General features: G+C 75.1%; 14 protein-coding genes. 6 read left to right on the top strand and 8 right to left on the bottom strand.

From position 1 onward, the window contains the following. Positions 1-2,952, bottom strand: coding sequence for an AAA family ATPase (locus tag ACFUVW_RS01365; protein WP_430569551.1), 2,952 nt, complete (start codon positions 2,950-2,952; stop codon positions 1-3). Positions 2,953-3,035: 83 nt separating this feature from the next. Next, complete coding sequence (locus tag ACFUVW_RS01360; RefSeq protein WP_430569550.1) at positions 3,036-3,356, bottom strand: hypothetical protein; 321 nt, start codon at positions 3,354-3,356, stop codon at positions 3,036-3,038. Between the two features lie 309 nt (positions 3,357-3,665). On the opposite strand from ACFUVW_RS01360, the gene ACFUVW_RS01355 reads away from it, so the two are divergent. Continuing rightward, a complete protein-coding gene (locus tag ACFUVW_RS01355) occupies positions 3,666-4,370 on the top strand; it encodes a hypothetical protein (protein WP_430569549.1) in 705 nt (234 codons plus the stop codon). 62 nt (positions 4,371-4,432) lie between these two features. Beyond that, entirely contained in the window at positions 4,433-5,644 is a 1,212-nt protein-coding gene (locus ACFUVW_RS01350; RefSeq protein ID WP_430569548.1) for a MalY/PatB family protein, read from the top strand. 94 nt (positions 5,645-5,738) lie between these two features. Here the strand turns inward: ACFUVW_RS01350 and ACFUVW_RS01345 are convergent, their stop codons facing one another. Then, positions 5,739-6,506 carry a M15 family metallopeptidase gene (locus ACFUVW_RS01345; RefSeq protein WP_430569547.1) on the bottom strand — a complete coding sequence of 256 codons (768 nt, stop codon included), beginning with the start codon at positions 6,504-6,506 and terminating at the stop codon, positions 5,739-5,741. Between the two features lie 38 nt (positions 6,507-6,544). Between ACFUVW_RS01345 and ACFUVW_RS01340 the strand changes: the two genes are divergently transcribed. Then, complete coding sequence (locus ACFUVW_RS01340) at positions 6,545-8,587, top strand: penicillin-binding transpeptidase domain-containing protein (protein ID WP_430569546.1); 2,043 nt, start codon at positions 6,545-6,547, stop codon at positions 8,585-8,587. A 4-nt stretch (positions 8,588-8,591) separates the two neighbouring features. On the opposite strand, the gene ACFUVW_RS01335 is transcribed toward ACFUVW_RS01340, so the two are convergent. The 4 genes from ACFUVW_RS01335 to ACFUVW_RS01320 form a co-directional block, all read right to left on the bottom strand. After that, positions 8,592-9,374: a glucose 1-dehydrogenase gene (locus tag ACFUVW_RS01335; RefSeq protein ID WP_430569545.1), complete on the bottom strand. Its 783-nt coding sequence runs from the start codon at positions 9,372-9,374 to the stop codon at positions 8,592-8,594. A gap of 76 nt (positions 9,375-9,450) precedes the next feature. Next, the gene (locus ACFUVW_RS01330; RefSeq protein ID WP_430569544.1) at positions 9,451-10,068 is read right to left on the bottom strand and encodes a TetR/AcrR family transcriptional regulator; all 618 of its coding nucleotides are present in this window, start codon (positions 10,066-10,068) and stop codon (positions 9,451-9,453) included. A 94-nt stretch (positions 10,069-10,162) separates the two neighbouring features. Beyond that, positions 10,163-11,416 carry an amidohydrolase gene (locus tag ACFUVW_RS01325; protein ID WP_430569543.1) on the bottom strand — a complete coding sequence of 418 codons (1,254 nt, stop codon included), beginning with the start codon at positions 11,414-11,416 and terminating at the stop codon, positions 10,163-10,165. 54 nt (positions 11,417-11,470) lie between these two features. Beyond that, entirely contained in the window at positions 11,471-12,835 is a 1,365-nt protein-coding gene (locus ACFUVW_RS01320; protein ID WP_430569542.1) for an AAA family ATPase, read from the bottom strand. Positions 12,836-12,936: 101 nt separating this feature from the next. Between ACFUVW_RS01320 and ACFUVW_RS01315 the strand changes: the two genes are divergently transcribed. Beyond that, positions 12,937-13,524, top strand: coding sequence for a histidine phosphatase family protein (locus ACFUVW_RS01315; RefSeq protein WP_430569541.1), 588 nt, complete (start codon positions 12,937-12,939; stop codon positions 13,522-13,524). Positions 13,525-13,539: 15 nt separating this feature from the next. Here ACFUVW_RS01315 and ACFUVW_RS01310 read toward each other — a convergent pair whose 3' ends face one another. Next, the gene (locus ACFUVW_RS01310; RefSeq protein WP_430569540.1) at positions 13,540-15,588 is read right to left on the bottom strand and encodes an NAD(+) synthase; all 2,049 of its coding nucleotides are present in this window, start codon (positions 15,586-15,588) and stop codon (positions 13,540-13,542) included. Between the two features lie 167 nt (positions 15,589-15,755). On the opposite strand from ACFUVW_RS01310, the gene ACFUVW_RS01305 reads away from it, so the two are divergent. Then, positions 15,756-16,460 carry a copper resistance protein CopC gene (locus ACFUVW_RS01305; protein WP_430569539.1) on the top strand — a complete coding sequence of 235 codons (705 nt, stop codon included), beginning with the start codon at positions 15,756-15,758 and terminating at the stop codon, positions 16,458-16,460. Positions 16,461-16,688: 228 nt separating this feature from the next. Further along, positions 16,689-16,970, top strand: coding sequence for an HU family DNA-binding protein (locus ACFUVW_RS01300; protein ID WP_429763137.1), 282 nt, complete (start codon positions 16,689-16,691; stop codon positions 16,968-16,970). Positions 16,971-17,028 lie beyond the last annotated feature (58 nt).

The raw sequence follows: 17,028 nt of genomic DNA, 5'->3' as shown, positions 1-17,028 counted from the left end.
TCAGACGCCGATCAGCCCGCGCCGGTGCGCGACCGCGACCGCCTCCGCGCGCCCGGACACGCCGAGCTTCGCGAGCAGGTTCGACACGTGCACGCTGACCGTCTTCGTCGAGATGTACAGCCGCTCGCCGATCTGCCGGTTGCTGAGCCCCTGCGCGACGAGGACCAGCACCTCCTCCTCGCGCTCCGTGAGGACCGACGTCGTGCGGCGCGCGCCCGGCAGCGGCACGCGGGCGCGCCGGCCCCACGCGTGGATCGCGTCCGCGAGGGGCGTCGCCCCCATGTCGACGGCCTCGCCGAGCGCCTCGGCCGCCTCGACCTCGGCCGCCGGCACGTCGCCGGACGTACGCAGCGCCTGCGCCCAGCGGAACCGCGACCGGGCCACCTCGTACCGGTAGCCGAAGTCGAACTCGCGCACGGTCGCCTCCCACAGGTCCGGGTCGGCGCGGGCGTCGGTGAGCGCGGCCCGCAGCCGGGAGTGCTCCGCCGCCGCACGGCTCAGCCACGCCCGGCCCTCGGGGCCGAGGCGTCCGCCACGCGGGCGCCCGCGCCGCGCGGTCTCCTGCGCGACGGCGAGCAGCGTGTCGCCGCGGTCGAGCAGCTCCTGCGCGGCGTCGGCGCCGTGCGGGCCGCTCTCCGCCTGCTCGGCGAGCGCCGCCAGCGCGAGCGCGGACAGCCAGATGCGGCCGAGGAAGAACTCCGACCAGGTCGCCCCGACGTGCGCCGCGACCTCCTCCGCCGTCGCGACGGCCTCGTCGTACCGGCCGGCCCACGTCAGCGCGTCGGCGAGCAGGCCGCCCGCCACGAGCGCGATCTGCCCGTCCGCTCCCCACGACGGGCGCAGCGCCTCCGCCGCCGCGACGGCGCCGCCGCCCTCGCGGGCGACCGCCGCGTAGAGGCGGCCGCTGTCCAGGTAGACGAGGGCCGGCGCGGGCGCACCCTCGGGGATGGGCTGGTCGGAGAGGTCGCCGCCGAAGTACGACACCAGCAGCGCGAGGTCGAGCAGCTGCACCCCGTACACGCCCCAGATGACGCCCGTGGCGCGGCCGCGCTCGATCCCCGCCGCGAGGATGCGGGCGGCCTCGTCGAGGTGCCCCGCGTAGAAGTGGGTGGTGGCGAGGCCGTACCAGCAGCGCATCTCGGTGCGCAGGTCGCCGGCGACGACGGCGCGCTCGCGGGCGCGGTCGACCAGCTCGGCGGCGGTGTCCGGGGTGCCGACCTCGAGCACGGCGAGCGTGGTCAGCGCGTCGGCCTCCGCGCCGGGGGCGTCCGCGCGGCGTGCGACGTCGACGGTCTGCCGGGCGAACACGCCGGCCTCGTCGTCGCGGTCCTCGGTGAGCAGGACACGCGCGTGCACGGCGAGCGTCCAGGCGAGCTCCGGCGTGGCGTCGGCCTCGGCGACCTCGGGGAACGTCCCGGTGGCGCCGGCGTCGGTCGCGCCCGGGAGCAGCACGTCGAGGGCGCCGCTGGACTGGGCCAGGGCGTCGTCGAGGGACTCGAGGTCCAGCACGTAGCGCACCAGCAGGTGGCGCAGGCGGGCCTGCCGGCCGGGATCGCCCGAGAGGCCCTCCACGGCGCGCCGGGCGAGCTGCTCGGCCCGCGTCGCCAGGCCGGCGGAGCTGGCGGCCGCGGCCGTCTCGAGCGCCAGCGCCACGCGGTCCTCCCCGAGGAGCGCCTCGGCGTCGGGCACCGACTCCCACAGGGACAGCACCTGCTCCAGGTGCCGGAGCTCCTCGGCGGGGGCGAGCAGCTCGGCGGCGCTGCGGGCCGCCTCGCGCGACGCGACGAGCGCGGCGGTCAGGTCGTGGCCCTGCAGCGCGTGGTGGGCGCGCTTGGCGGCGGAGCCGAGCGCCGGTTCGGCGCACAGCGCCTCGAGGTAGGCCCGGTGCATGGTGGTGCGCTCGCCGGGCAGCAGGTCGAGCACGAGGGCCTCGGCGACGAGGGCGTGCCGGAACGCGAGGTGCTGGCCCTCGACGCCCAGCACCTGCTGGGCCACGGCCTCGCGCAGGGCGGCGTCGGCGACGCCCGGGGCGTCGAGGCCGGGCAGGCGCGGCGCCGCGGCGCGCAGCAGCGACTCGTCCACCTGGCGGCCGGCGACCGCCGCGAGGCGCACCAGCTGCTGCACCGCGGGGTCGAGACGCTGCAGCCGCGTGTGCAGCACGTCGGCCAGCGACCAGGGCAGCCCGGTGCTCGGCTGACCGGCGTCGAGCAGCTCCTCGGCGAAGAAGGCGTTGCCGTCCGAGCGGCTGCGCACGGCGTCGAACTCGGCGTCGTCGAGCGGCTCCCCGCGGGTGGCGGTGGTGAACTCGCGCAGCTCGTCGGGCGTGAAGGGGGCCAGCTCCACGTGCTCCACCGGACGCTGCCGGTACAGCTCCGCGAGGACGGGGCGCAGGGGGTGGCGCCGGTGCACGTCGTCGCTGCGGTAGGTGGCGACCACCAGCAGGTGCTCCGAGCGCAGCCGCGCGACGACGAACCGCAGCACGTCCCGCGTGGACTCGTCCGCCCAGTGCAGGTCCTCGACCACCAGGACCAGCGGGGAGCCCGCCCGCCCCGCGGCCGCGAGGCTGCCCGCCACGCCGTCGAGCAGCTGCAGCCGCTCCGCGTGGTCGGTGCCGGAGCCGCTGGCCGGGTCGAGCAGGCGGGTCAGGGCGGGCCGCTCGGCGATGACCTCGGCCACGGCCGGGACCGTCCGCAGCTCCCCCAGCGCCTCCGTGAACGGCAGGTACGGGATGCCGACGTCGCCCAGGTCCACGCAGTGCGCGACGACGACGCGCGCGCCGGCGTCGCGTGCGACGTCGGCGAGGTGGGTGACGAGGCGGGTCTTGCCCACGCCGGCGTCGCCGCCGAGCAGCAGGACGCCGGGCGCGCCGTCCGCGGCGCGCGCCAGCGCACCGCGGAAGGCCGTGACCTCCTCCTGGCGGGCGATCAGGGGCACCTCGCTGGAACGTCGCACCAGGTGATCGTCCCACCGGGCGCCCACACCCGCCCCGGCTTTTCCGGGCCCGCCCGCCGCCGCCGTGGCCGTGCCGTGCACGGTCAGGCGGCCCGGCGTCCGGCGCCGTCCTGCGGCCGCAGCGCGTCCAGCCCGTGGGAGATCTGGTCGGCCCGGCGGGTCACCTGGACGTCCCACGCGTGCGCGTCCGTCCGCGCCGCGACGGCGTCGAGCGTCGCGCCGAGGCGCTGCACGGCCTCGCGGTCCGCCGCCCGCGAGCGCGCCCGTCGGGCCAGGTCCCGGAGCCCGCGGCCCACCCTGCGCGCCCATGCCGGCGTCCCGCGCTGGTACGTCTCGGCCATCCGCTCGCGCCGGTAGTCCAGCTCCGCCAGGACGGCCAGGTCCCGCGACGTCATCTCGTTCATGTCCTCGTCCCCTCACCGGCCGGGGTCCCCGGCCCTGCGTGCCGGCCACCGCCGGCTCCTCGATCTCGTGGTGACCACGCTCGTCCTGAGGCCCTGGTCCGGGGATCGGGCAACTGCCCCGTCTTCGGCGCCGGGGGTACCTCAGACGGCGCCACGACCAGGGCCTCCGCCCGTCTGAGGTACCCCCAGGGGCGGTCGGTGAGGGGCGTGGCACCGGGGTCGTCGGCCCTTCGCCCGCGCCAGCCGTTGCGACCTGGGTCACAGCGGTCGCACACTGGGGGAAGACCGGACCTATACGGGGGTGGACTCGTGGCTGGATCTGTTGCAAGCGCCTTCGACGCGCTGCCGATGCTCGGGCGTGGCAAGCACCGCAACCCCAAGAAGGGCGCGTGCTTCATGGAGCTGGCGTCGTTCCTGGCCGGTGAACGCTGGAGCGACCATCCGCAGTGCACGCACCCGCTGCTCGCGATGCTGGCCCGTGCCGTGAACGACCTGACCTCCGACGGGAACCGGCCGCAGCTCGCGCCGCTCATCCCGTCCGTCATCGGGCTCACCAGCAGCGACCCGCGGTGGGACGTGCGCATCGCGCTGCGTGCCGCGCAGACGGCCCTGCCCGTCGCGCCCGCCGACCGGCAGCAGACTCTCGCCGTGGCGATCATCGGCGCGGAGCGCATGCTCGACGCCCTGGACGGGCGCCCCGAGGGCACGCTCGACCCGGCCAGCGCCGACGCGCTCGCCGCGTCGCCGAAGACGGCCGAGTGGGCGTACCGGTTCTGCGAGGGCACGCGCGTGCGGCCCAAGCGGTTCGTGCGCGACGCCGCGCCGTCCGTCGTGTCCACCGCGGTGCAGGGCATCAGCGAGGCGTTCGTGCCCGACACGGACGCCCGGCTGCGCACCCTGCTCGCCGCGACCATCGAGGACGCCCGGCGCTGGGCCGGCCACACGGACGAGGACCGCCCGGCGCTCGTCGAGGAGCAGTGGGCCCCGGTGGTGAAGACGGTCCCGTCCGCGTGACCTGCCGAGATAGTTCCGGTCGCGCCGAGGTAGTACGCGGCCGTCTCTGGTAGACCGGAGCCGTGACCGACAACCCCCTGGAGCAGCTCGCCCTCGACGACCTGCGCCGTCGCACGTCCGTGAAGTGGCGCGCCTACCCGCCGGACGTGCTGCCCCTGTTCGTCGCCGAGATGGACACGCCCGTCGCCCCGCCCGTCGTCGACGCCGTCCGTGCTGCGCTCGCCCTCGGCGACACGGGCTACGACGTCGGCACCGCGTACGCGGAGGCGCTCGCGCCGTTCGCGCAGGAGCGCTGGGGCTGGGCGCCGGACGTCGCGTCCGGCCGCACGATGCCGGACGTCATGGTGGCGATCGTCGAGGTGCTGCGCGTGCTCACCGCCCCCGGCGACGCCGTCGTCGTCACGCCGCCCGTGTACCCGCCGTTCTACGGCTTCCCCGGCAACGAGGGGCGGCAGGTCGTGGAGGCGCCCCTGGGCGCCGACCTGCGGCTCGACCTCGACACTCTCGAGGCCGCGTTCGCGCGCGCCACGGGCGCCGCCGCCCACGGCACCGGGCCCGGCTCCGGCCGGCGCGCCGTCCTGCTGCTGTGCAACCCGCACAACCCCACCGGGACGGTGCACACGCGCGCGGAGCTCGAGGCGGTGCTGGCGCTCGCGGACCGGTACGGGGTGCGGGTGGTGGCCGACGAGATCCACGCCCCGTTCACGTTCGAGCGCGTGGCCGACGGCGCGCCCGCGTTCGTGCCGCTGCTGTCGGTGGCGGGCGCGGAGCGGGCGATCGTCGTGCAGTCGGCGTCCAAGGCGTTCCACCTCGCGGGGCTGCGCGCCGCCGTCGCGCTCGCCGGGCCGGGCGCGGCCGACGACCTGCGCCGGATCCCCGAGGAGGCGGGCCACGCCGTTAACCACCTCGCGGTGCTGGCGCACGCCGCCGCCTACCGCGAGGGCGGGCCGTGGCTGGACGCCCTGCTGGTCGGGGTGCACGCCAACCGCGCGCTGCTCGGCCGCCTGCTGACGGAGCACGCGCCCGCCGTAGGGCTGCAGCCCGCCGACGCCACCTACCTCGCCTGGCTCGACCTGCGCGCCGCCCTGCCCGGGGGCGTCCCGGCCGCCGACGCCGCCTCGTTCGTCCTGGAGGGCGGTCGCCTCGCCCTCGAGGACGGCGTGCGCTTCGGCGCCGGCGGCGCCGGGTGGCTGCGGCTCAACCTCGCGACGTCGGCGGCCGTGCTCACCGAGGCCGTGGAGCGGTTGGGACGCGCCCTCGCTCCGCCGAGGTAGGTCGAGACCCCGCGAGGGGGCCCCATGCCGTCAGGACGCGTACTACCTCGGCAGGCCTGGTACTACTTCGGCAGGCCTGGTACTACCTCGGCTACTACCTCGGCGCGGCGTAGTCGGGGGCCGGGCCGACGCCGAAGGCCTCCTCCAGGGTGGTGGTGCCGGCAAGGTGCATCGGGACCGTCAGGCCGGTGCCCACGTAGCGCAGGTGCCAGGGCTCGGGGGAGTAGCCGGTCACGGTCTGCCCGCCCTTCGGGTACCGCACGACGAACCCGTAGCGCCACGCCTGCGCCGCCACCCAGCGCCCGGTCTCGGTGCGCCCGAACTCGGTGTACGGGGTGCCGGCCTGGGCGACGTCGGCCGCGAGGCCCGTCTGGTGCTCGGAGTACCCCGGACGCGCGGAGAAGGCGTCGGCGGCGCGGCGGCCGTGCGCGTCGACGTACCGGGCGTACAGCCGCCGCTGGTAGTCCGCCGACCGGAAGCCGGAGGCGAGGACGAGCTCGTGGCCCGTGGCCTCCCGGGCGTCGACGGCGAGGCGCTCCAGCGCCCGCGCGGCGTCGGGGCGCAGCAGGTCGTGCTGGCCGAGCGCGGCGACGTCGGGGCGCACGAGGTCGTCCGGTGCCCAGCCCGCGGGGGTGACGGGGTGGGTCTTGTTCACCAGCACGGTCGGGTCGGCGGGATCGAGGGTCGGCGTCCACGTGCGGCTCAGGATCGACTCTCCGCCCGGGCGCGGGTCGGGCAGCGTGGCGCTCGCGGCGCCCGCCGGCACGACGGCCCCCGCGACGGTCAGGACTCCCGCCACGGTGCCCGCCACGACAGGGCCACGAAATCTATGCAGGACCGTGACCACGACACGGGGGGACATGCCGTCCAGGTTGCCAGGAAGCCGATAATCTCGCCAAGGTGCGCCGTCGCTACCGCCTCGCCCTCGCCGTCCTGCTGACCCCCGTCGTCGGTGTGTCCCTGGTGGCGTGCACCGGACCCGACGTCCCGTCCGCCGACCCCGCCGCCGAGGCGCTCGCGACCGCGCTCCGGGCGGGCGACGTGAGCGACCTGGCGCTGCAGGCGCCCGGCTCCGTCGACGTGCAGACGCAGCTCACCCAGGTGCTCGAGCCGCTCGTCGACGCCTCGGGCGAGCGGGAGCGCAGCGTCACCGTGGCCGACGTCGGCAAGCCGGTCACGAATGACGGCACGACGACGGCGGTGGCCACGCTGGACTGGTCGTGGCCGGTGGGGCGCGACGTCACGTGGAAGTACAGCACCGACGTCGACCTCGCCTACACCCCTCCGGAGAGCGGCGACGGCGAGGGGACCTGGCGCGCCGTGTGGCGGCCGGACGTGCTGGTGCCCGACCTGAAGCCGGGCGAGCGGCTCACGGTGAAGACCCTCGAGGCGGACCGCGGTGACCTGCTGGACGGCGACGGCGAGCCGATGGTCACCGAGCGCGGGGTGTGGCACCTTGGCGTGGACAAGACGGCGGTCGAGGGGCTGGGGCAGGAGTCCGCGGCGCGCGACCTCGCGCAGCTCGTGGGCCTCGAGCCGAACGAGTTCTTCGCGCGCGTCGACGCGGCCGGGGAGAAGGCGTTCGTCGAGGCGATCACGATCCGCCAGAAGAACTCCGGCGTGGACTTCTCGGTGGACGACGCCCGGGACATCGTCGGCGTGCGGGCCGTCGAGGACACCCTCGAGCTGGGCCCGACGAGCACCTTCGCCGTGCCGATCCTCGGCCGGGTCGGCGAGGCGACCGAGGAGGTCGTCGAGGAGTCCGACGGCGCCGTGCAGGCCGGCGACGTGGTGGGGCTGTCCGGTGTGCAGCGTGCCTACGACGACCAGCTCACGGGATCGCCGGGGGTCCTGGTGAGCGTGGTCCCGGCCGAGGACGGCGACGTGGGCCTGGACGGGGAGCCCGAGGAGGACGGGGACGAGGGCCGCGAGCTGTACCGCGTCGACGCCGTGGACGGCACGCCGCTGGCCACCACCCTCGACCAGGATCTCCAGAAGCACGCGGAGGCCGTGCTGGAGGACGTCGACCCGGCCAGCGCGATCGTCGCGATCCGGCCGTCCGACGGCGCGGTGCTCGCCGCGGCGAGCGGGCCGGGCAGCGAGGGTTGGTCCACCGCGACGCTCGGCCAGTACCCGCCGGGGTCGACGTTCAAGGTGGTGGACGCGCTGGCGATGCAGCGCGCCGGCCTCACCCCGGACACGAAGGTCGCCTGCACGGACAGCATCACGGTGGACGGCCGCACGTTCGGCAACGTGCCCGGATACCCGTCGTCGGCCACCGGGAACGTGCCGCTGCGCACGGCGTTCGCGCACTCGTGCAACACGGCGATGATCGCGCAGCACGACAAGGTGGCGCAGGCGGACCTCGCGACGGCGGCGTCCGATCTCGGGCTGGTGGACGACGAGGTGGCGTCGCCGGTGCTGGGCGTGCCCGCCTTCCTCGGCGCCGTGCCCGCGGAGGCGGAGGGCACGGAGCACGCGGCGTCGATGATCGGCCAGGGCAAGGTGCAGGCGTCGCCGCTGGGCATGGCGACGGTGGCCGCGAGCGCCGCCGCGGGCCACCGGGTGCAGCCCGTGCTGGTGCGCGACGAGGCGGGCGAGGGGGCCGAGGGCGGGGCTTCCGCGTCGCCGTCGGCGGAGGCCTCGGCCGAGGAGCCGGCGCCGAAGGAGCCGTCGACGCCGGGGGTGGCGGAGGACGAGGCGGCGGTGCTGCGGGACCTGATGCACGGCGTCGTCACCGAGGGCAGCGCGGACATGCTGCGGGACGTGCCCGGCATCGTCGGTGCCAAGACCGGCACGGCGCAGTACGGCGACGGCTCGAAGCAGCACGTGTGGATGCTCGCGATCGTCGACGACCTCGCGGTGGCCGTCTTCGTCGAGGACGGCCACCGGGGGTCGGACACCGCCGGCCCGCTCATGGAGGACTTCCTGGCGGGCCTGTGACCGGTCAGGCGCCGTGCTTGTGCGGCACGCCCGCCACGAGCCCGCCGTCGACGACGAACTCCGACCCCGTGGAGTAGCTCGACTCGTCGCTGGCGAGGAAGACGATGGTCTGCGAGACCTCCTCGGGCCGCGCGCCACGACCGAGCGGGATGAGCAGGTCGCCCGCGTCGATCCCGGCGGTCATCGGCGTCTCGATGAACCCGGGGTGCACGGAGTTGACCCGCACGCCGTGCGGCCCGAGCTCGAGGGCGACGGACTTGGTCAGCCCGCGGACGCCGAACTTGGAGGCGACGTAGCCGTGCAGGCCGCGGCTCCCGCGCAGGCCCTCGACCGACGAGATGTTGATGATCGAGCCCGAGCCCGCCTTGACCATGACCGGCGAGACGGCACGGATCCCGAGGAAGACCCCGGTGAGGTTGATGTCGATGATCCGGCGCCAGGCGTCGGTGCCGAACTCGGTGATGGGCCCACCGTTCGCGATGCCCGCGTTGTTCACGAGCACGTCGAGGCGGCCGAACTCCTCGAGCGTGTAGGCGACCGCGCGCGCCCAGTCGTCCTCGCTCGTGACGTCGAGGTGGACGTAGCGGGCGACGTCGGAGCGGCCGCCGCCCAGCTCGGCGGCGAGGGCCTCGCCCTTCGCGTCGTCGAGGTCGGCGACGACGACCTTGGCGCCCTCGGCGACCAGCGCGCGGGCGTGGGTGACGCCCATCCCGCCGGTCCCGCCGGTGACGATCGCGACCTTGTTGAAGACTCGGTTCCCGGTGCTGACGGCCGTGCTGGCAGCCATGCTGGCCTCCTTCGTGGTTCTGCTGCGAGTGGGTGCACCTGCCCGCCCGGGACCTCGTCCCGGGACGGAGGGGACGTCAGGGGGAGGGGGTGGTCCACCAGGCGGGCAGGGCGTCATGGGCGACCCGGGCGAAGAACGCGGGGTCGCGGGGCGGGGGAGCGGCGAGCCAGACCTCGAGCGCGCCGACGGTGCCGAGCCCGACGTACGTCGCGAAGGCGCGGGCGTAGCGGTCGGCCTGGTCGGCGGGCGTGCCCGGGTCCAGGGGCATCAGGCCCGGGTGGGCGCGCAGGTGGTCGGTGAGGGTGCCCGTCACGTGGTCGGCGAGCAGCCGGGCCAGCGGGGCGCTGAGGCCGCCGTCGAGGGCCCGCTCGTACACGGGCAGGTGCGCCTCGACGTGGGCCTGCAGCGCACCGGTGTACCGGGCGACGACGTGCTCGGCGTCGTCGTGGGTGGCGTGCCCGGCGACCTCGCGCACGGAGGCGTCGAACGCGGCGCGGATGCGGTCGAGCTCGGCGCCGAGGACGCGGGCGAGCAGGTCGGCCGGGCCGGCGGCGTGGTCGTAGAAGGTGGCGCGGTTGATCCCGGCGCGGGCGGCGACCGCGGACGCGGTGAGGTCGGCGACGTCCTGCTCCGCGGCCAGCTCGAGGACGGCGGTGCGCAGGGCCGCGGCCGTCCGCTCCACGCGCTTGTCCATCGCCGTCACCTCCCGAGGGCATTGACGGTACGCCGAGGAAACCATCTAGGCAACAGGTGTCGTCTAACTCACGCGGGGCGCGCCGACGGCGCGGTCAGCGGGCGAAGCGCTCCCCGCGCTCGACGACGCGCCCGGCGCCGCGGCCGCCGTCGGCGTCCCGGTCCCACGTGTAGACCTCGGTGCCGGTGACGAAGACGTGCTCGGCGCGCGAGCCCACGTCGAGGGGGTCGCCCGACCAGACGACGACGTCGCCGTCGAGCCCGGGCGTCAGGGCGCCGACGCGGTCGTCGAGGCCGAGGAACGACGCCGGGTTCACGGTGAGCGCCTCGAGCGCGACCTGCGGGTCCAGGCCCTCCTTCACGGCGAACGACGCCTGGTGCACGAGGAAGTTGATCGGGACCACGGGGTGGTCGGTCGTGATGGCGACGCGCACGCCGGCCTCCGCCAGGCGGGCGAGGTTGGCGACGTCCCGGTCGCGCAGCTCCACCTTGGAGCGGGACGTGAGCATCGGGCCGTAGATCACCGGCACGTCCCGCTCCGCGAGGACGTCGGCGATCGCGGCGCCGTCCGTGCCGTGGTTGACGACGAGCCGGTAGCCGAACTCGTCGGCGAGGCGCAGGGCGGTCGCGATGTCGTCGGCCCGGTGGGTGTGCTGGTCCCAGGCGAGCTCGCCCGCCAGCACGCGGGCGAGCGTCTCCTTGCCGAGGTCGCGCGCGAACGGCTCACCCTTCGCCTCCGCCGCGTCGCGCTGGGCCGCGTAGTGCTGCGCGTCGAGGAACGCCTGCCGGATGACGGCGGCCACGCCGAGCCGGGTGGAGGGCGCCTTCTTCTGGTCGCCGTAGACGCGCTTGGGGTTCTCGCCGAGGGCCGACTTCACGGAGACGGCGTCGCTGATCACCTGCTCGTCGACGGTGCGCCCGCCCCACGTCTTGATCGCGACGGTCTGGCCGCCGATCGGGTTGGCCGAGCCCGGCTTCACGACGACGGACGTCACGCCGCCGGCGAGGGCGTCGCGGAAGCCCTCGTCCTCGACGTTGATCGCGTCCAGCGCCCGCAGGTGCGCGCCGTCGGGCCCGGTCTTCTCGTTGGTGTCGTCACCGGCCCAGCCCTCCGCCTCCTCGTGCACGCCCACGTGCCCGTGCGACTCGACGAACCCGGGCAGCACCCACCGGCCGCCCGCGTCGAGCGTGCGCACGCCGTCGGGCACCGCGACGTCGGCCCCCACGGCGGTGATGACGCCGTCGGTGACGAGGACGGTGCCGCCCTCGATCGGCAGCCCGTCCACCGGGACGACGTACCCGTTCGTGATCGCGACGGACGAGCGGGCGGTGCGGATCGGAGAGGTCATGCCCGCCATCATGCCCCCGCTCCCGAGTGCTCCCGAGTGCCGGCGGGGCGGTGGCTACAGGTAGTGCCCGACGGCGGGGGTCGGCTTCCAGCGGCCGGTCGCGGTGATGTCGAGGATGCGGCGCGTCGTGAGGCCCTCGATGCCGTGCTCGAGGACGGCGCGGCGCGCGACCTCGCGGATCTCCGCCCCCGTCGCGCCGTCGAGGCTCCCGGCGATCGCCGCGAGGTCGAGGCCCTCGCCCTGCCGGGGCAGGTAGATTTTCAGGATCGAGACGCGGCCCTCCTGGCTCGGCAGCGGCACCTCGAGGATCGTGTCGAACCGCCCGGGCCGCTTGACGGCCGGGTCCAGGGAGCCGGGGTCGTTGGTGGTCGCGAGCGTGAGGACGTCGTTGCGCACCCGCGCGCCGTCGAGCGCGTTGAGGAACTCGGAGAACCCCGACGAGCTGCGCATCTCGGCGTTCGCGACGCCGTCGATGTCCTCCATGACGACGAGGGTGGGGCCGAGCCGCTCGACCTCCTTGTAGAGGTTCTCCGACGCCTGCCGCAGCACGTCGGGCTCCACGATCATCACCGTCATCGCGCCCGCGACCTCCGCCGCGAGGATGCGGCCGAGCTTCGTCTTGCCGACGCCGGGCTTGCCCGCGAGCAGCAGCCCGCGCGTCGTCGGCAGACCGAGGGAGAGCAGGTCGTCGCGGCGCGTGGTGCCGGAGGACAGGAACAGGTCCACCTCGCCCCAGACGGCGTCCGCGAGCACGAGGTCCGCGCGCGTCTCGTGCGTCGCGCGCACGGGCTCGAAGCCGACCTGGTTGCCGTAGCTGCTCACGGAGACCTGCAGGATCCGGCCCCGGTACGGGTTGCCCTCGCCCTTGAGCGCCGTGAGGAAGTCGTCGAGCACCGCCTCGGCGAGGTCACGACGCCCCTCGCCGGTGTAGACCGTGACGTCCGCAGGGTGACCGCCGCAGATGTGGATCACGACCGGCTCGTCGCGCAGCGTGCCCGCCGGGAAGAACACCGACAGGTGGAAGGGCACCGACACGGTGTGGTCCTCGCCGAGGCTCAGCGGACGCCACTCCGGGGTGTTGCCGTGCGGCCCGAGGATCTTGACGGCGCCCTCGTGCTCCTTCATCCAGCGCGCGAGGACGTGCCCGTGCAGCAGGAGCTGCGCGTCGGAGACGTCGCGCTTCACCTCGGACATGCGGGCCTTCTTCACGCCCAGCCTGCGCGCCGCCCAGCCGGACGCCGTCGTCGGCTTGCTCTTCTTCTTGCGGCGCGGCGCGCCGAGGATCTCCGCGAGCACGCGGATCGTCTGGCGCACCTCGGTGGGGTACGGGCCGAGCTTCGGCCACAGCAGGCTGCGCTCCTGCTCCTCCGGCGTCGCGACGCCGTCCGTGATGGTCCCCGAAGGCTGCCGCTCGCTCATGTCGCTCCCCGCGCTCCTGCCGCCGTCCCCGGCGGAACGGCCCGCAGCACCCTATCCGCCGCCGCCGCCGCCGACGCGGGCCGAGCCGATAGCGTCGACGGATGCCGACCCGACACCTGCACGTGCTGCGCCACGGCGCCGCGGACCCGTTCGGCGAGCTGACCGACCAGGGGGAGCGGCAGGCGGCGCTCGCCGGCCGCCGCCTCGCCGCCCTGCCCGTCGACGCCGTCTGGCACTCGCCCCTGCCGCGGGCCGCGCGCTCCGCCGAGGTGCTGGGCGCCGAGCTCCCCGGCGTGCCCGTCGCCGAGGCCCCCGAGCTCGTGGACCACGTGCCGTACCTGCCCGACCCGATGCCACCCGCGTGGGCGGGGTTCTTCGACGGCTACGACGCCGCCGAGGCGGCCGAGGGCGAGCGGCTGGCCGCCGCGCTCACGGCGCGGTTCGCGCGCCCCGCCGACGCCGAGACGCACGAGGTGCTGGTCACGCACGCGTTCCAGGTCGCCTGGCTGGTGCGCGACGCGCTTGCCGCCCCACCCGCGAGCTGGCTGGGGCTGCCGTACGGCAACGCCGCCCTCACCACCCTGGAGTACCGCGACGACGGCAGCGCGTCCCTGCTCGTCTACAACGACATGGGCCACCTGCCGCCCGAGCTGCGCTGGACGGGGTTTGGGCCGGCCGCGCGCCCCTGAGCCGCGCCGTCGGGTTCACACCGTCGTCGGGACGTTCTCCTCCAGCTCGGCGAGCCACGCGGCAGCGGAGGCGTCGGACGGCATCCGCCAGTCCCCGCGCGGGGAGAGCGAGCCTCCGGCCGCGACCTTGGGTCCGTTCGGGATGGCGGACCGCTTGAACTGCGACGAGAAGTAGCGCCGGAAGAACACCTGCTCCCACCTCCGGATGGTCGCCAGGTCGTAGGCGGACCGCTCGTCGTGGGGGAAGTTCGGCGGCCACTCGCCGGCGTCGGGGTCGCGCCAGGCGTGCCAGGCGAGGAAGGCGATCTTCGACGGCCGCAGCCCGTGCCGGAGCGTCCAGAAGAGCGTGAAGTCCTGCAGGGCGTACGGGCCGATGGCCGCCTCGGTGGACTGGGGCGCCTCGCCCTCGCCGGCGGGCACCAGCTCGGGGGAGATCTCCTGCCCGAGGATCTCGAGGAGCAGCGCGTTCGTCGCCGCCTCGAACTGGCCGGAGTCCCCGACCCACCGGATGAGGTGCTGGATGAGCGTCTTCGGCACGCCCGTGTTCACCGCGTAGTGCGACATCTGGTCGCCCACGCCGTACGTGCACCAGCCGAGCGCCAGCTCCGACAGGTCGCCCGTGCCGAGCACGATGCCGCCGCGGTGGTTCGCGAGCCGGAACAGGTAGTCGGTGCGCAGGCCGGCCTGCACGTTCTCGAACGTGACGTCGTAGACCTTCTCGCCCGCGCCGTACGGGTGACCCAGGTCGCGCAGCATCTGCTCGGCGGCGGGCCGGATGTCCAGCTCCTCGAAGTGCACGCCGAGCGAGGTCGCGAGCCGGGTGGCGCGGTCCTTCGTCTCCGACGACGTCGCGAAGCCCGGCATGGTGATCGCGTGGATGTCGGTGCGGGGGCGGCCGAGCCGGTCCATCGCGCGGGCCGCGACGATCAGCGCGTGCGTCGAGTCCAGCCCGCCCGAGACGCCGATGACGATCTTCGGCTGCCCGATCGACCGCAGCCGCTGCTCCAGCCCGGCCACCTGGATCGAGTAGGCCTCGTAGCAGTCCTGGGCCAGGCGCTCGGGGTCGTCGGGCACGAAGGGGAAGCGGTCCACCTTGCGGCGCAGGCCGACATCGCCCGCCGGCGGGTCCACGGTCCAGGTCACGCTGCGGAACCCCTCGACGCGGGCGCCGAGCGCGCGGCGGTTGTCGTCGAACGTCCCCATCCGCAGCCGCTCCTGGCGCAGCCGGTCGAGGTCGACGTCGGCCACGGAGCGCCGCGCGCCGTCGGGGAAGCGCTCGGTCTCGGCGAGCAGGTCGCCCACCTCGTAGACCATCGTCTGGCCGTCCCACGACAGGTCCGTGCTCGACTCGCCCTGCGCCGCCGCGTACGCGTAGGCGGCCAGCCCGCGGTGCGACGCCGACCGGACCATGAGGCGCCGGTCCTCCGCGCGCGCCACCGTGATGGGGCTGGCGGACAGGTTGAGCAGCACCGTCGCGCCGGCCAGGGCGGCCTCCGCCGACGGCGGCACCGGCACCCACAGGTCCTCGCACACCTCGACGTGCACGACGAGGCCCGCGACGTCGTCGGCCGCGAAGAGCAGGTCCGGACCGAAGGGCACAGGCTCGTCCGCGAACGGCAGCGTGACGGTGGCGCCGCGCCGGTCGTCGCCGGGGGCGAACCAGCGCTTCTCGTAGAACTCGCGGTAGTTCGGCAGGTACGACTTGGGCGCGACGCCGAGCACCCGGCCGCCCTGCACGACCACGGCGCAGTTCAGCAGCCGGTTCCCCACCTCCAGCGGCGCGCCCACGACGAGCAGCGGCCGCAGGTCGGCGCTGGCCTCGACGATCGCCGCGAGGGCGTCCGACGTCGCCTCCAGGAGCGTGTCGGCGAGGTGCAGGTCGTCGATCGCGTACCCCGAGACGCAGAGCTCGGGGAAGACGGCGACCGCGACGCCGTCGTCGTGGCACGCGCGCGCCTCGGCGAGGATCGCGGCGGCGTTCGCGCCGGGGTCGGCGACGGTGACGGGGACGGTGCAGGCCGCCACGCGGGCGAAGCCGTGGGCGTAGGCCGAGGTGAAGTCCACCCCCCGAGTGTAGGAACGCCGCCCGTGCCCGCGAGACTTGTCAGGACCACGGGCACATATACCTTGCGCTGGCCCTGACAACTCGCGCGCCCTCGGACCTGTCAGGGCCAGGGCCACACATACCTTGCCCTGGCCCTGACAACTCGGCGGGTCGCTAGGGTCGGGCCGTGCACCCGAACCTTCCGCGCCGCCGTCGCGCCGCCGTCCTGATCGCCGCCGCGCTGGCCGCGGCGCTGAGCCCGGTGCTCGGCGTCGCCGTCGCGCAGCCCGCGAGCGCGCACGACCGGCTCCTCTCGTCCGACCCGGCCGACGGCGCCACCGTGGACGAGGCGCCCGGCCGGATCACCCTCGTGTTCAGCGCCGACGTGCTGGCGGCGGGCGCGCAGGTGGCGGTCACGACGCCGGACGGCACGGTGCCGGCGGAGGTGACCGTCGACGGCGACGAGGCCGTCGCCGCGCTGCCCGACGACCTGCCCGGCGGCGAGTGGGACGTGTCGTGGCGCGTCGTCTCCTCGGACGGCCACCCCATCGAGGGGGAGCTCGCCTTCACGGTCGACGCCCCGTCGCCGTCGCCGAGCCCCTCGTCGAGCGCGCCCTCGCCGAGCCCGACGGCGAGCACGACGGCGAGCCCGTCGCCGTCGTGGGACGCGACCGCGTCCGCGGGGCACGTGCACGGCGGCGGTGGCACGCCGGGGGTGGACCTGAACGCCGACGGCGAGGCGGGGTGGGCGACGGCGTGGCTGTTCCCCGTGGCCGTGCTGGCGGTCGTGGGCGTGGCGGCCGCCGTCCTGCTGCAGCGCCGCCGTCGTGCGGCTCTCGACGCGCACGAACCGGGCGCCCACCAGGGCGACGACGAGCGCCCGACGCCCTGAGAGGCCTTCGAGCACGTGATCTGTCCCGTCATGACGGCAGATACCGGGACAGATCACGTGCTCGAAAGGTTCCCGAATCCAGGTGTCCGGCACGCCACGCGGGGAAAAGTCGCAGGAATCCGCGGATGTTCCCTAGTGTGTTCCCCGTCCTCCCGGCGCGAGCCGGGGTGGCGTACGAACGTGACGACGCGCGGGTCGCGTGCGTCGTGAACCGGAGAAGGGATGCACATGTCGCTGAACAAGTCCGAGCTGGTCTCGGCCATCGCCGGCAAGGCTGAGCTCAGCAAGGCGGACGCGGAGAAGTTCCTCAGCGCCTTCCAGGAGGTGCTCGAGGAGTCGCTCGCCAAGGGCGAGGCGGTCAAGGTCACGGGTCTGCTCTCGGTCGAGCGCGTCGAGCGCGCGGCCCGTACCGGTCGCAACCCGCGCACGGGCGAGGAGATCCAGATCCCGGCCGGCTTCGGTGTGAAGATCAGCGCCGGCTCGCTGCTGAAGAAGGCTGTCGCCAAGTGATCCTTCGCTGACACGACGCGTCGTGTCAGCGCTCCGGAGGCCCGCCGCTCGCATCGCG

Origin of the sequence: Isoptericola sp. NPDC057391 (assembly GCF_042668085.1) — a bacterium.
Taxonomy (GTDB): Bacteria; Actinomycetota; Actinomycetes; order Actinomycetales; family Cellulomonadaceae; genus Isoptericola.
The sequence above is the reverse complement of the archived record's forward strand: the minus strand, read 5'-3'. Positions and strand labels throughout refer to the sequence as shown.

Excerpts from the sequence above, each read along its gene's own strand:
- ACFUVW_RS01345 (WP_430569547.1), bottom strand. The coding sequence starts at position 6,506 with ATGTCCCCCCGTGTCGTGGTCACGGTCCTGCATAGATTTCGTGGCCCT.
- ACFUVW_RS01335 (WP_430569545.1), bottom strand. The coding sequence starts at position 9,374 with ATGGCTGCCAGCACGGCCGTCAGCACCGGGAACCGAGTCTTCAACAAG.
- ACFUVW_RS01360 (WP_430569550.1), bottom strand. The coding sequence starts at position 3,356 with ATGAACGAGATGACGTCGCGGGACCTGGCCGTCCTGGCGGAGCTGGAC.
- ACFUVW_RS01330 (WP_430569544.1), bottom strand. The coding sequence starts at position 10,068 with ATGGACAAGCGCGTGGAGCGGACGGCCGCGGCCCTGCGCACCGCCGTC.
- ACFUVW_RS01300 (WP_429763137.1), top strand. The coding sequence starts at position 16,689 with ATGTCGCTGAACAAGTCCGAGCTGGTCTCGGCCATCGCCGGCAAGGCT.
- ACFUVW_RS01315 (WP_430569541.1), top strand. The coding sequence starts at position 12,937 with ATGCCGACCCGACACCTGCACGTGCTGCGCCACGGCGCCGCGGACCCG.
- ACFUVW_RS01325 (WP_430569543.1), bottom strand. The coding sequence starts at position 11,416 with ATGACCTCTCCGATCCGCACCGCCCGCTCGTCCGTCGCGATCACGAAC.
- ACFUVW_RS01320 (WP_430569542.1), bottom strand. The coding sequence starts at position 12,835 with ATGAGCGAGCGGCAGCCTTCGGGGACCATCACGGACGGCGTCGCGACG.